At 62.5% G+C, this 13,764-nt stretch carries 12 protein-coding genes; 8 read left to right on the top strand and 4 right to left on the bottom strand.

What is annotated here, in order from left to right; translation table 11 throughout:
* Positions 1–60: 60 nt before the first annotated feature.
* Together BLU76_RS24745 and BLU76_RS24740 are read right to left on the bottom strand one after the other, a co-directional pair.
* The gene (locus BLU76_RS24745; RefSeq protein WP_092146035.1) at positions 61–1,446 is read right to left on the bottom strand and encodes a sensor histidine kinase; all 1,386 of its coding nucleotides are present in this window, start codon (positions 1,444–1,446) and stop codon (positions 61–63) included.
* Positions 1,424–2,107 carry a response regulator transcription factor gene (locus tag BLU76_RS24740; RefSeq protein WP_047230191.1) on the bottom strand — a complete coding sequence of 228 codons (684 nt, stop codon included), beginning with the start codon at positions 2,105–2,107 and terminating at the stop codon, positions 1,424–1,426. The genes BLU76_RS24745 and BLU76_RS24740 overlap by 23 nt, the downstream gene beginning before the upstream one ends.
* Positions 2,108–2,373: 266 nt before the next feature.
* Between BLU76_RS24740 and hcnA the strand changes: the two genes are divergently transcribed.
* From hcnA to hcnC, 3 genes are read left to right on the top strand one after another with little or no spacing between them, the layout of a single operon-like run.
* Positions 2,374–2,700, top strand: a complete 327-nt coding sequence (hcnA, locus tag BLU76_RS24735; protein WP_092146033.1) for a cyanide-forming glycine dehydrogenase subunit HcnA — start codon at positions 2,374–2,376, stop codon at positions 2,698–2,700.
* Positions 2,697–4,106, top strand: a complete 1,410-nt coding sequence (gene hcnB / locus BLU76_RS24730; RefSeq protein ID WP_092224813.1) for a cyanide-forming glycine dehydrogenase subunit HcnB — start codon at positions 2,697–2,699, stop codon at positions 4,104–4,106. Before hcnA ends, hcnB begins: the two co-directional genes overlap by 4 nt.
* Positions 4,099–5,361 carry a cyanide-forming glycine dehydrogenase subunit HcnC gene (hcnC, locus tag BLU76_RS24725; protein ID WP_092146029.1) on the top strand — a complete coding sequence of 421 codons (1,263 nt, stop codon included), beginning with the start codon at positions 4,099–4,101 and terminating at the stop codon, positions 5,359–5,361. Before hcnB ends, hcnC begins: the two co-directional genes overlap by 8 nt.
* A 280-nt stretch (positions 5,362–5,641) precedes the next feature.
* Here hcnC and BLU76_RS24720 read toward each other — a convergent pair whose 3' ends face one another.
* Positions 5,642–6,247: a glutathione S-transferase gene (locus BLU76_RS24720; RefSeq protein WP_092146027.1), complete on the bottom strand. Its 606-nt coding sequence runs from the start codon at positions 6,245–6,247 to the stop codon at positions 5,642–5,644.
* Positions 6,248–6,277: 30 nt separating this feature from the next.
* Positions 6,278–7,201: a MurR/RpiR family transcriptional regulator gene (locus tag BLU76_RS24715; protein WP_063320674.1), complete on the bottom strand. Its 924-nt coding sequence runs from the start codon at positions 7,199–7,201 to the stop codon at positions 6,278–6,280.
* 313 nt (positions 7,202–7,514) lie between these two features.
* Between BLU76_RS24715 and iolC the strand changes: the two genes are divergently transcribed.
* The 5 genes from iolC (at position 7,515) to BLU76_RS24690 (ending at position 13,735) form a co-directional block, all read left to right on the top strand.
* Entirely contained in the window at positions 7,515–9,452 is a 1,938-nt protein-coding gene (iolC, locus tag BLU76_RS24710) for a bifunctional 5-dehydro-2-deoxygluconokinase/5-dehydro-2-deoxyphosphogluconate aldolase (RefSeq protein WP_092224811.1), read from the top strand.
* 193 nt (positions 9,453–9,645) lie between these two features.
* Positions 9,646–10,539: a myo-inosose-2 dehydratase gene (gene iolE / locus BLU76_RS24705; RefSeq protein WP_092146023.1), complete on the top strand. Its 894-nt coding sequence runs from the start codon at positions 9,646–9,648 to the stop codon at positions 10,537–10,539.
* Positions 10,536–11,345, top strand: a complete 810-nt coding sequence (gene iolB / locus BLU76_RS24700; protein ID WP_092146021.1) for a 5-deoxy-glucuronate isomerase — start codon at positions 10,536–10,538, stop codon at positions 11,343–11,345. Before iolE ends, iolB begins: the two co-directional genes overlap by 4 nt.
* Before the next feature lie 30 nt (positions 11,346–11,375).
* Positions 11,376–12,878, top strand: a complete 1,503-nt coding sequence (locus BLU76_RS24695; protein WP_092224809.1) for a CoA-acylating methylmalonate-semialdehyde dehydrogenase — start codon at positions 11,376–11,378, stop codon at positions 12,876–12,878.
* A gap of 35 nt (positions 12,879–12,913) precedes the next feature.
* Positions 12,914–13,735, top strand: a complete 822-nt coding sequence (locus tag BLU76_RS24690) for a TIM barrel protein (protein ID WP_092224807.1) — start codon at positions 12,914–12,916, stop codon at positions 13,733–13,735.
* Positions 13,736–13,764 lie beyond the last annotated feature (29 nt).

Raw genomic sequence — 13,764 nt, 5'->3', positions numbered from 1 at the left:
CCATAAAAGCTCAAGAGCCACAGGTGCAGTGTTCCCTGCAGCAACACAGGTGCGGTTTCCCTACAATAGTGTCCCCCGGCAATCGAGCACCAACCGCGCGCCGCCATGTTCGCTGCTACCCACCTCCAGCGTGAACCCATGCAGATTGACGATCGCCGCGACGATCGACAGGCCCAGGCCGAATCCGCCGTGCTGGCTGCTGCCCTCGGCACGGTAGAAACGGCGAAACACGGCCTTGCGCTCCGCCTCGGGGATGCCCGGGCCCGAATCGAGCACTTCGATGCGGGTGCTGTCGCCCTGATCGACCCCACGCAGGATCACTGTGCCTCCCGGCGGAGTGAATTTGATGGAGTTGCTCAGCAGGTTCGAGACGGCCTCGAACAATAATGCCCGGTCGCCGTTGAGCAGGGGCAGCGCATCAGGCACCTCGAGGATGAAGGTCAGCTCGCCTTCCTCGGCCAGCGGCAGGTAAAAGTCATGCAGCTCCTGCAATAACTGCAACGGGTCGAGGCGCACGAAACCCGAGCGCCGCTGCTGGTCTTCCAGCTCGGAAATCCGCAACAACCCCCGAAACCGTGCCATCAGGGTGTCGGTCTCGGCGATCACCTGATCCATTTGCAAGGCCTCGGGCGAGCCGTCCGGCGCCTGTTGCTGGATGCGATAAAGTTGCGCACGCAGACGCGTCAAGGGGGTGCGCAGGTCATGGGCGATGTTGTCGCACACGCCCTTGACCTCATTCATCAAGCGCTCGATACGCTCGAGCATGGCATTGACGATTGCCGCCAGCATGTCCAGCTCGTCGCGCCGGCTCGACAGCGGCAGGCGATGGGTCAGGTCGCCGGCAACGATGGCTTCGGCGCTGGCCTGCAACAGGCGAATCCGTCGTAGCGGTCGGCGGCGCAGCAGGTGCCAGCCAGCGATGCCCGGCAGGACGGTCAGCGATACGCCCCAGAACAGCGCGTGCAGGATGATCCGTGTCACCGCGAACAGCGAGCCGTTGTCCCGGGCCAGGACCAGCCAGCGACCGTCCTGGGTCCGGGTCGCCACCGCGTCGCAGCTGTCGGAAGGCACGCCGGGGTCATCGGAATCGACGCAGCCGCCGAGCATGTGGATCTTGCCGTCAAGGGGCAGGTCGGCGGGCACGCGCAGGATCGGCCCGCTCAAATGGCGCAGTTGCGGATCGAACAGCCCGTAGGCGTCAACGCCGCGCTCGTCCAGCGTCAGGCTGGCCATGAGCGCATCTTCCAGTTGATCGCCATGGATCCGGGCGAACAGGTGCTGGCGCTGCATCAGGGAGTGCTTGGCCAGGCTGTCGAGGTAGCCAAACACTTCGTAATACATGACCCCCATCAGGATCGCGCTCCAGATCACGAACAGCGAACTGTACAGCGCCAGCAGACGGCTGCTGGAGGAGCGCCAGCCTTTAGCGGGGTTCAGCAATGACATAGCCGGAACCCCGTACCGTGCGAATCAGCGGTTCCAGGCCCGGCGGGTCGATTTTCTTGCGCAGGCGGCCAATGTGCACGTCGATCAGGTTGGTGCCAGGGTCGAAGTGATAGCCCCAGACTTCCTCGAAAATCATCATGCGCGAGAGGATCTGCCCGCTGTTGCGCATCAGGAATTCGAGCAGCTTGTATTCGGTGGGCAGCAGGCTGAGCAGTTGCCCGTTGCGGCTGGCTTCGCGGCTGATCAGGTTCAGTTCCAGATCGGCCACCCGTAGCGCGGTTTCCGGTTCGCGGGCGCCATTGTTGCGCCGCAGCAGCACTTCGACCCGGGCGGCCATTTCGTCGGTGGCGAACGGTTTGGTCAGGTAATCGTCGCCGCCGGCCCGCAGGCCACGGACCCGCTCGTCCACGTCGGAGAGGGCGCTGATCATCAGGATCGGCGTGGCCACGCCCATGGTGCGCAGCGTGGTGACGATCACCAGGCCGTCGAGCTCGGGCAGCATGCGGTCGAGGGTGATCAGGTCGTAGTCGCCGCTCACCGCCCGTTCCAGGCCTTCGCGGCCGTTGTCGACCCAATCGACGTCCAGGCCGTTGCGGGTCAGCTCGGCGACGATTTCACGGGCGGTCACGGCGTCGTCTTCGATGGTCAGGATGCGGTTCATGGGCGGTACCGTGTGGGGAAGTCGGTGCTATTGCGCAGCATTCTGCCAAAGAATACCTGTCGGCTTTCTGAAAAAAAGTTCATGAGCCGAAAAGCGGATTCACTGGCGTGGATCAACAACTGGTCACAAATAACTCCTAACATAAATCGGCGCGATCCAGCATGTTGTATCTGTTGCCCTGTGGTAGTGCGCTGTCGCTGCCAGGTACTGATACTCGTGGTGTGCCGCAAGGAGCCCGCCCCACAGAACTTTCAAGGAAGAGCAATATGATTCAACCTCAAGACCTTCTACGCCGAAAATTTGATATCCAGCCGCTGACCCAGGCCGACATGACGGTGCACCTGGACGGGCAGGCCGTCAGTGCCGCCCACGGTGAAACCGTCCTCACCGTCATCCAGTCCTTGGGTCAACGGCAGGTGGCCCGCAACGACCACGACCAGATCAGCGGTGCCTATTGCGGCATGGGTGTATGCCAATGCTGCCTGGTCAAGATCGATGGCCGTCACAAGCGCCGCGCCTGCCAGACCCTGGTACGCCCCGGCATGCAGATCGAAACCCGGGTCAACCGCATCACCGAGACGGAGGCGCCATGAACCTCGATCCGGTGATTGTCGGCGGTGGGCCGGCGGGGATGGCCGCAGCCATCGAACTGGCCTCCCACGGCGTGCGCTGCACCTTGCTCGAAGAAGCGCCGCGCCTGGGGGGCGTGGTGTATCGCGGACCGTTGCGCGATGGCGTGCGCCTGGATTACCTCGGCCCGCGCTACAGCGAAGCCCTGGAGAAACTCCACGGTGAATTCCAGCAACACGCCGGCCTGATCGACGTGCGATTGAGCAGCCGTGTCATGGGTGCCGAAGGCTTCCGGGCGCTGGTGCTGCTGGATGCCGACGAGCGCCTGGGCGAGGTCGCCTATTCCCATCTGGTGCTGGCGGCCGGTTGTCACGAACGCAGCGTGCCGTTTCCGGGCTGGACCCTGCCGGGCGTGATGATGCTCGGGGGCCTGCAATTGCAGATCAAGAGCGGTGTGGTCAAGCCGCCGAGCCCGGTGGTGATCGCTGGCACCGGTCCGTTGTTGCCACTGGTGGCTTGTCAACTGCACGCATCGGGCGTGGCGGTGGCGGGTGTGTATGAGGCCTGTGCGTTCGGCCGGATCGCCAAGGAAAGCCTGGCGTTGCTGAACAAGCCGCAACTGTTCCTCGACGGCCTGAGCATGTTGGCCTACCTCAAGCTCAATCGCATTCCCGTGCGCTATGGCTGGGGCGTGGTGCAGGCTGACGGCGAGGGAGAGTTGAGCGTCGTTACCGTCGCGCCTTACTCCACAAGCTGGGAACCCGACCTCAAACGCGCTGAACAGCTCCCGGCCCAGACGCTGGCGGTCGGCTACGGGTTTATCCCGCGGACTCAATTGAGCCAGCAGATGGGCCTGGAGCACGGTTTCAGCGACGATGGCTATTTGCGGGCCGTGTCCGATGCCTGGCAACAGAGCAGCGAAGCGCACATTCACCTGGCCGGCGACATGGGCGGGATTCGCGGTGGTGAAGCGGCCATGCTGAGCGGACGCATCGCGGCGCTGTCGATCCTGATGCAACGCAATGTGCTGGATCCGTCCACGGCCCTGGCGCGCCGCGAACGCTACCAGGCGCAACTGGAGCGGATCATTCGCTTTCGCGCCGCCGTGGATCGCTACACCCAGCGCGGCGCCGGGCAAACCGCGTTGCCGGCCGCCGATACGGTGATCTGTCGCTGCGAGCACACCACCCGCGCCGACATCGACCGGGCGCTGGAGCAAGGCGTGCAAGACATGGCCAGTCTGAAGATGCGCACCCGCGTGAGCATGGGCGATTGCCAGGGGCGGATGTGTGTCGGCTATTGCAGCGACCGCTTGCGCGAAGCCACCGGGCGTGCCGATGTGGGCTGGCTGCGACCACGTTTCCCCATCGATCCGATTCCCTTTTCAGCGTTCCAGAACCTTGGCACGGAGGCCGTTTCCCATGATTAAGCACTATGACGTGGTCATCGCCGGTGGCGGTGTGATCGGCGCCTCCTGTGCCTATCAACTGTCCAAGCGCAAACACCTGAAAGTCGCGCTGATCGACGCCAAGCGCCCCGGCAACGCGACCCGCGCTTCGGCGGGCGGACTGTGGGCCATTGGTGAGTCGGTGGGCCTGGGCTGCGGGGTGATCTTCTTTCGCATGATGTCGGCCAACCGCAAGCGCCAGACCCAGGGCGCCGCGGTGGCGGTGGACGCTAGCACGCCGCACATCCTGCCCCAGTCGTTCTTTGATTTCGCCTTGCAATCCAACGCGATGTATCCGCAGTTGCACCGCGAGTTGATCGACAACCATGGCATGGATTTCAAGTTCGAGCAGACCGGGCTCAAGTTCGTGATCTACGACGACGAAGACCGTTTGTACGCGGAGCACATCGTTGCCTGCATTCCTCATCTGGCCGATCAGGTGCGCTGGCTCGACCAGGCCGCCCTGCGTGAGGCGGAGCCGAATGTCAGCCATGAAGCCTTGGGAGCGCTGGAGTTTCTCTGCGATCACCAGGTCAGTCCGTTCCGCCTGGCCGATGCCTACACTGAAGGCGCCCGGCAGAACGGTGTCGACCTGTTCTTCAACACCAGCGTGACCGAGGTGCTGCGCAGCGGCACGCGGGTGACAGGCGTGAAAACCGCCGAGGCGGGGACATTCAACTGCCGGACCCTGATCAACGCGGCCGGTGCCTGGGCGGCGGACCTGAGTGAGCAGGCCACAGGCGTGCGGATTCCGGTCAAACCGGTCAAGGGGCAGATCCTGTTGACCGAGCGCATGCCGAAAATCCTCAACGGCTGCCTGACCACCAGCGACTGCTACGTGGCGCAGAAAGACAACGGTGAGATCCTCATTGGCAGCACCACCGAAGACAAAGGCTTCGACGTGACCACAACCTATCCGGAGATCGAAGGGTTGGTGCAAGGCGCGGTGCGGTGTATCCCGCAATTGGTCGACATCAACCTGAAACGAACCTGGGCCGGCCTGCGCCCGGGGTCACCTGATGAACTGCCGATCCTGGGGCCGATGCGCGGGGTAGAGGGGTACCTCAACGCCTGCGGTCATTTCCGCACCGGCATCCTGACCTCGGCCATCACCGGGGTGCTGCTGGACAAGCTGGTGAACAACGAACCGCTGCCGCTGGACCTCACGCCGTTCCTGGCGGATCGCTTCGAAGTGGCACCGAGTGTCGTCGAGCCGAAGGACGTGGAGCTGGCCTGAAGGAGACCCATGAAGGAGCTGAGGTGAACACCTATCCCACAGTTACCTGCAAATAACTGTGGGAACATGCACGAATCTGCCCATCGCCACCGTCCCCAGTGGCGAGGGAGCTTGCTCCCGCTGGGGTGCGAAGCGGCCCTGAGACCTGGCGATTCGGTGTGTCAGGCAAATGGTTGTGGCTGCTGCGCAGCCCAGCGGGAGCAAGCTCCCTCGCCACAAGGGATTGGCTGGATACACAATCGAATACACCGCCGAATCCCACAGAAACCACACCCATCCGTTATTCCATCGGCGTACTGACAAACGCCTCCAACCCTTCGGCATAGGCGGTGAACGCGCTGATCAACGGGAAAGCTTTGCCCTGCACCTGGTCCGGCACCACCAGGTTGGTGAAGCTCCAGGCCACCGCGACAGTGATGCCGGCCTGATCGAGTTTGCCATCAGTGCTCAACGGCTGTTTTTCCAGTTCCTGCTCCAGCATTCCATAAGCCGCCGCCAGTTGGCCTTCTACGCGTTCAACCCAAGGCGCGTGCTGGATCTCCCGCAGGTTGCGTTCGTAGTAGATCTGCACCGACTTCTCACAGGCCGCCAAGGCCAAACCAATCAGGCGCAGTGATCGCAGCCGCTGCCCAAGGTCGGCCGGCATCAAGCTTTTCCCCGGAGCAGCCAAGGCCTCCAGGTAATCGATGATCAACGTGGAGTCCATTAGCACCGAGCCATCGTCCAGCACCAGGGTCGGGGCCTTGACCACCGGGTTGATGCGCTGGAACTGTTCGAAATGCCTGAACACCGAAACGGAATCGTGCTCCAGGGCAACCCCCAGGCACTTGGCGGAAATGGCGACGCGTCTTACATAGGGCGAATCCAGCATGCCGATCAGTTTCATGACTTCTCCTTGAGTAATTCCTTGCGGGCGTTAATCCTCGAACCCGACCTGTTCATGGATTTCATCGACCTTGAGTTCCAGTCGGTAAGCCACGGCGATGAACAATGCCTGGCACAGGCACAACGTGGCGCTCAACGAACGGAAGGCGAACGAACTGCCTTCGTTGACCAGCAACACCGCGTTGGCCCGTTTGGCCAGGGGCGACAGATTGCTGTCGGTGATGATCAGGGTCTTGGCCTGATGGTGCTGGGCAATGCGCAGGCAGTGCTGGGTTTCCTTGCCATAGGGCGTGAAGCTGATGGCGATGACCAGGTCGTTGGCGCGCACGCTGCGCATCTGCTCGCGGTAACTGCCCCCCAGGCCGGACACCAGGTGAATGCGTTTATTGGTGTGTTGCAGGTTGTAGACCAGGTAATCGGCCACCGCGAACGAGCGGCGCACACCCACCACATAGATATTGTCGGCGTTGACCACCAGGTCTACGGCCTTTTCGAACGCCTGGTCATCCAGCTCCAACCCCAGCCGCTCGATGCCCGACAGGGTCGCGTTGACGCACTCACGGGCCAGGTCGCCGCCGCTGGCTTTCTGCGACTTGTTGGCGATCATGCTGCGGATGCGCTGCTGGTAGTTCTGCACCGGCGTGGTCTTGTGGGTGTAGGCCTCGCGGAACAACGCCTGCATTTCGCTGAACCCGCTGAAACCGAAACGCTGGGAAAACCTGACGATGGCCGAGGGGTGCACTTCGCACTCCCGTGCGATGTCGCTGATGCGGTCGACCATGATCCGGTCGCTCTGCTGGCTCATGTAGCTGGCGATGCGTTTGAGCTGGCGCGGCAGGCTTTCGTATTCATCGGTGATCAGTTGCAGCAGGCGCTCGGCATTGATCGGTGGGCTCGGGAGGGCGGTTTCGGACGCGCTCTCGGACGGCGCCGGCAGATCATCGGGGCGGGTCATAGAAAATCCTTCTGGCTTGTTCTTATAGGGCGGCCCGAAAAAGGGCCGGCCCTCGACAATAGGTTGGCTGGTCGCAGTCTACAGCGTAGGCGCAGGGAAAATCATGGGCGGACAAATGTTGCGGCAACTGCTGAAACGATGCACTGCGTCTGGTCCGGTTCGGGTATAGCGTATTGGAAAAAATATTCCACGTAAAAAATTTATAGAATAATTATTGATTATTGCCCGTCGCTCGTTTTAGTCTGCATTCACCAACAGCGCTGGCGTCGGTTTTGGCGACAAGCGCAGGCTGATAAAAATAACAGGAGCCAGCATGGGCCAGACTCGTTTTGCCAGTGGGCGTCAATTGGATGTGATCTGCCTGGGACGCCTGGGCGTCGACCTTTACGCGCAGCAAGTCGGCGCGCGCCTGGAAGATGTCGCAAGCTTCGCCAAGTATCTGGGCGGTTCGTCGGCCAACATCGCTTTCGGCACGGCACGCCTGGGGCTCCGGTCGGCGATGCTGAGCCGGGTAGGGGACGATCACATGGGCCGCTTCCTGGTGGAATCCCTGGCACGTGAAGGCTGCGACGTCAGCGGCATCAAGGTCGATCCCGAGCGCCTGACGGCCATGGTCCTGCTGGGTATCAAGGACCGGGAAACCTTTCCCCTGGTGTTCTACCGGGAAAATTGCGCCGACATGGCGTTGCGCGCCGAAGACATCGACGAAACCTTCATTGCCTCCAGTAAGGCGTTGCTGATCACCGGCACGCATTTCTCGACCGAAAGCGTCTACAAGGCCAGTACCCAGGCACTGGATTACGCTGAGAAGCACAACGTCAAATGCGTGTTGGACATCGATTATCGGCCGGTGCTCTGGGGTCTGGCGGGCAAGGCTGATGGGGAAACCCGTTTTGTCGCCGACCAGAAAGTCAGCCAGCATGTACAAGGCATCCTGCCGCGTTTCGATCTCATCGTTGGCACTGAAGAAGAATTCCTGATCGCCGGCGGCTGCGAAGACCTGCTGAGCGCCTTGCGCACCGTGCGCTCGCTGACGGCGGCGACCCTGGTGGTCAAGCTTGGCGCGCAAGGTTGCACGGTGATTCATGGCGCCATTCCGGTCCGCCTTGAAGACGGCGCCCTTTACCCTGGTGTCCGGGTCGAGGTCTTGAATGTACTGGGCGCCGGTGATGCATTCATGTCGGGGTTCCTCGCCGGTTGGCTGGAGGACGCCAGCGATGAGCGCTGCTGTCAGTTGGCCAATGCCTGCGGCGGCCTGGTGGTGTCGCGCCATGCCTGTGCCCCGGCGATGCCGACCCGGGCCGAGCTCGACTACTTATTCAAGAGTCCGGTGCTGATTACCCGGCCGGACCAGGATGCGGTGCTGCAACGGCTGCATCAGGTCAGCGTGCCGCGCAAGACCTGGAAACAATTGTTCATCTTTGCCTTCGACCATCGCTGGCAACTGGTGGAGCTGGCCCAGAAAGGCGGTCGCGACCTGAACTGCATTGGTGACCTCAAGCAACTGTTCATCCAGGCGGTGGAGCGGGTTGAAGCCGACCTGCAGCGCCAAGGCATCGAGGCCGACGTCGGTCTGCTGGCCGACCAACGCTTCGGCCAGGACTCGCTGAACGCTGCCACCGGACGTGGCTGGTGGGTGGCGCGCCCGGTGGAGGTACAGAATTCGCGGCCACTGGCGTTCGAGCATGGGCGCTCCATTGGCAGCAACCTGATCGCCTGGCCGCAGGAACAGATCATCAAGTGCCTGGTGCAATTTCACCCTGATGACGAACCACTGCTGCGCCTGGAGCAGGAAGCGCAATTGATGGGGCTGTACAAGGCTTCCCAGGTCAGCGGCCATGAATTGCTGCTGGAAGTCATTCCGCCCAAGGATCATCCGTCACCCCACCCGGAGGTGCTCTATCGCGCGCTCAAGCGCCTCTACAACCTGGGTATTTTCCCTGCGTGGTGGAAGATCGAGGCCCAGAGCGCTCAGGAGTGGAAACAGCTTGATGAGCTGATCCAGCAACGCGACCCGTATTGCCGCGGCGTGGTCCTGCTGGGCCTCAACGCCCCGGCCGCTGCCCTGGCCGAAGGCTTTCGCCAGGCCAGCCAGAGCACCACCTGCCGCGGTTTCGCCGTGGGTCGGACGATTTTCCAGGAACCGAGCCGGGCTTGGCTGGCCGGGGAAATCGATGATGAAACGCTGATCCGGCAGGTGCAGGGCCGGTTTGTGGAATTGATCGAGGCCTGGCGCAGTGCCCGTGCTTGATGGCAATGCAGGGCTTTTTGTGGCGAGGGAGCTTGCTCCCGCTGGACTGCGAAGCAGTCCCGATCAGCCAGCCCCGGTTCGACAGGCAAACCGCATCCACAGGTTGACGACTGCTTCGCAGCCGAGCGGGAGCAAGCTCCCTCGCCACAGGTGATCGGTTGAACATTTAGAGACAACAATAAAAGGTGCAGCCATGCCCGCTATTCGAATTGGCATCAACCCGATTTCCTGGAGCAACGATGACTTGCCGTCGTTGGGCGGCGAGACGCCGTTGAGCACGGCGCTGAGCGAGGGCAAGGAAATCGGCTACGAAGGTTTTGAACTCAACGGCAAATTCCCCAAGGACGCCAAGGGTGTCGGCGATGTGCTGCGTCCTTATGACCTGGCGCTGGTCTCCGGTTGGTATTCCAGCCGCCTGGCCCGGCGTTCGGCGGCCGAGGAGATCGACGCCATCGCCAGCCACGTCGAGCTGCTGGCACAGAACGGCGCGACGGTGCTGGTGTACGGGGAAGTCGCCGACTCCATCCAGGGCCAGCGGATTGCGCTGATCGAACGCCCGCGTTTCCATACGGATGAAGCCTGGCAAGCCTACGCCGACAAACTCACTGAACTTGCGCGCTTCACCTTGTCCCAAGGCGTACGCCTGGCCTATCACCACCACATGGGCGCCTATGTCGAGTCACCCGCGGACATCGACAAGTTGATGGCCCTGACCGGCAGCGAAGTCGGCCTGCTGTTCGACTCGGGCCACTGCTACATGGGCGGTGGCGAACCGTTGCAGGTGCTGCGCAAACACATCGAGCGGGTCTGCCATGTGCACTTCAAGGACGTGCGCAAACCTGTAGTGCAACTGGCGCGCAATAACCTGTGGAGCTTCCCCGACTGCATCATCAACGGCACCTTCACCGTGCCGGGGGACGGTGACATCGACTTCGCCGCGTTGCTCGACGTGCTGCTGGCCGCCGATTACCAAGGCTGGCTGGTGGTGGAAGCCGAGCAGGACCCTGCCGTGGCGCCGAGTTATGCCTACGCCAAGAAAGGCTACGACACCCTGCGTGCCTTGCTGCAGGAAAGGAGTCCGTCATGAGCCTGTTGATCAAGAGCCATTCCAGCGGTCGAACCATGGTCCAGTTGCCGGCAGGTGAGCTGGAATATGTCGGATTCGCCGCCTACCGCCTGAGCCTGGGCGAAACCCTGCCGGTCGCCGCCGATGACAAGGAATTGTGCCTGGTGCTGCTCAGCGGGCGCATCAGCCTCAAGGGCGAAGCGCCGGGGCAAGGGGCCTTCGATTGGGACAACGTCGGTGATCGCCAGTCGGTGTTCGAGGACAAATCACCCTATGCCGCCTACCTGCCGCCCGGCAGCCAGGCCCAGGTCACCGCGCTGAGCGATGTACAGATTGCCGTGTGTGCCGCACCGGGGTCTACGCAGAACAGTTATGGCCCACGGTTGATCCGTCCGGACAGCATGAAGCGCAGTGTGCGCGGCAAGGGCGCCAATACCCGTTATGTCTGCGACATCCTGCCGGACAGCGAACCGGCCCATTCGCTGTTGGTGGTGGAAGTGCGCACACCGTCGGGGCACTCCTCGAGCTACCCGCCGCACAAGCACGACACCGACGACCTGCCGCACCAGAGCTTCCTGGAGGAAACCTATTACCACCAGGTCAACCCGTCCCAGGGCTTCGTGTTCCAGCGGGTCTACACCGATGACCGCAGCATTGACCAGGCCATGGCCGTGGAGAACAGCGACCTGGTGGTGGTGCCCAAGGGTTACCACCCGGTCAGCGTGCCCTACGGGTACGAGTCGTATTACCTGAACGTCATGGCCGGCCCGAAGCGGGTCTGGCAGTTCCATAACGATCCGCAGCACAGCTGGTTGCTGGACCTCTGATTTCCAACATTCGTACGGAGAACAAGAACAATGAGTGACGCCCCGGTAGTAGGCCATTACCTCAACGGCCAGGTGCAGGACCACGACAGCACGCGGTTCAGCAATGTCTTCAACCCGGCCACCGGTGCAGTGCAGGCCCGGGTGGCCCTGGCCGAGCCGGGCACCGTCGACGCGGCAGTGGCCTCGGCGCTGGCGGCGTTTCCGGCCTGGTCCGAGCAGTCGTCATTGCGTCGTTCGCGGGTGATGTTCAAGTTCAAGGAACTGCTGGACCGGCACCACGACGAGCTGGCGCAAATCATCAGTCGCGAACACGGCAAGGTGCTGTCTGACGCCCACGGCGAAGTCACCCGCGGCATCGAGATCGTCGAGTACGCCTGCGGTGCGCCAAACCTGCTCAAGACCGATTTCAGCGACAACATCGGCGGCGGCATCGACAACTGGAACCTGCGTCAGCCCTTGGGCGTTTGCGCCGGGGTCACGCCGTTCAACTTCCCAGTGATGGTGCCGTTGTGGATGATTCCCCTGGCGCTGGTCGCCGGCAACTGCTTCATCCTCAAGCCTTCGGAGCGCGATCCGTCCGCCAGCCTGCTGATGGCCCGGTTACTGACCGAAGCCGGCCTGCCGGACGGTGTGTTCAACGTGGTCCAGGGCGACAAGGTGGCGGTGGATGCGCTGTTGCAGCACCCGGACATCGAGGCGATTTCCTTTGTCGGCTCCACGCCGATTGCCGAATACATCCATCAGCAGGGCACGGCGCACGGCAAACGTGTGCAGGCCCTGGGCGGGGCGAAGAACCACATGATCGTCATGCCCGACGCCGACCTTGACCAGGCGGCGGATGCGTTGATCGGTGCCGCTTACGGCTCGGCCGGTGAGCGCTGCATGGCGATTTCCATTGCCGTGGCAGTGGGTGACGTGGGCGATGAATTGATTGCCAAGCTGTTGCCCCGCATCGACCAACTGAAGATCGGTAACGGTCAGCAGCCTGGCACCGACATGGGGCCGCTGGTCACCGCCGAGCACAAGGCCAAGGTCGAAGGCTTCATCGACGCCGGCGTGGCCGAGGGCGCTCGGCTGATCGTCGATGGCCGTGGTTTCAAGGTGCCCGGGGCCGAGCAGGGATTCTTTGTCGGCGCGACGCTGTTCGACCAGGTCACCGCCGAGATGAGCATCTACCAGCAAGAAATTTTTGGCCCGGTGCTGGGGATCGTTCGCGTACCGGATTTCGCCACGGCGGTGGCGCTGATCAACGCCCATGAGTTCGGCAACGGCGTGTCCTGTTTCACCCGTGACGGCGGCATCGCCCGGGCGTTCGCCCGCAGCATCAAGGTCGGCATGGTGGGCATCAACGTGCCGATTCCGGTGCCCATGGCCTGGCATTCCTTTGGTGGCTGGAAGCGTTCGTTGTTCGGCGATCACCATGCCTACGGTGAAGAAGGCCTGCGTTTCTACAGCCGCTACAAAAGCGTGATGCAACGCTGGCCCGACAGCATTGCCAAGGGGCCTGAGTTCAGCATGCCGACTGCTCAATAACTCACTTTTGAATGACTGCCGGAGGGAGAATAACAATGAACAAGCCCCTGCGTTTTGCCTTGAACCGAATGGTTGCGCCACGCCTGTCACTGCCCGCTTTCATTGATTTGGCCCTGGCGTTGAAAACCGATGCCATCGAGATCCGCAACGATCTGAAGGGCGTCGAGATCGAAGACGGCATGCCGCCGGCCCGCGTGCGCGAGTTGTGCGAGGCGCGCGGCATCAAGGTACTGTCGATCAACGCCCTGTACCCCTTTGATGTGTGGAACGAGGAGCGCCGCGCCCAGGCCGTGCGGTTGGCCGACTACGCCCGCGAATGCGGCGCCGAGGGCCTGGTGATGTGCCCGCTCAATGACCGCGCCGACCCACGCAGCGAGGCTGAGCGCGCGGCTGGGCTGCGTACGGCCCTCAGCGAACTGGCGCCGATTCTGCGCGCCTTTGGCATCTACGGGTTCATCGAGCCCCTGGGTTTCGAAGAGTGCGCGCTGCGCCGCAAGCGCACGGCGGTGGAAGCGATCAAGAGCATTGGCGGGCTGGATGTATTCCGCCTGGTGCATGACACCTTTCACCATCATTTGGCCGGTGAACAGGAATTCTTCCCCGAGCTGACCGCTCTGGTGCACATCTCCGGCGTCGAGGATGCCCAGGCGCCGCTGGCGACGATCCGTGACGGCCATCGGGTGCTGGTGGGCGAGGCCGACATCCTGGGCAATGCCGTGCAGATCGAGGCGCTACGGGCCGGTGGCTACGAGGGCTACCTGTCCTTCGAGCCGTTCGCCGAGAGCGTCCATGAACTGGCCGACATCCGCCAGGCGTTGGGGGCGAGCATGGACCATTTACAGAATCCGCAGGCCTGACACAGTCATCAAAATGATGATGCCCCCTT

Source organism: Pseudomonas sp. NFACC08-1 (genome assembly GCF_900106735.1).
Classification (GTDB): domain Bacteria; phylum Pseudomonadota; class Gammaproteobacteria; order Pseudomonadales; family Pseudomonadaceae; genus Aquipseudomonas; species Aquipseudomonas fluorescens_Q.
This window is presented reverse-complemented; position numbering and strand designations above follow the sequence as displayed.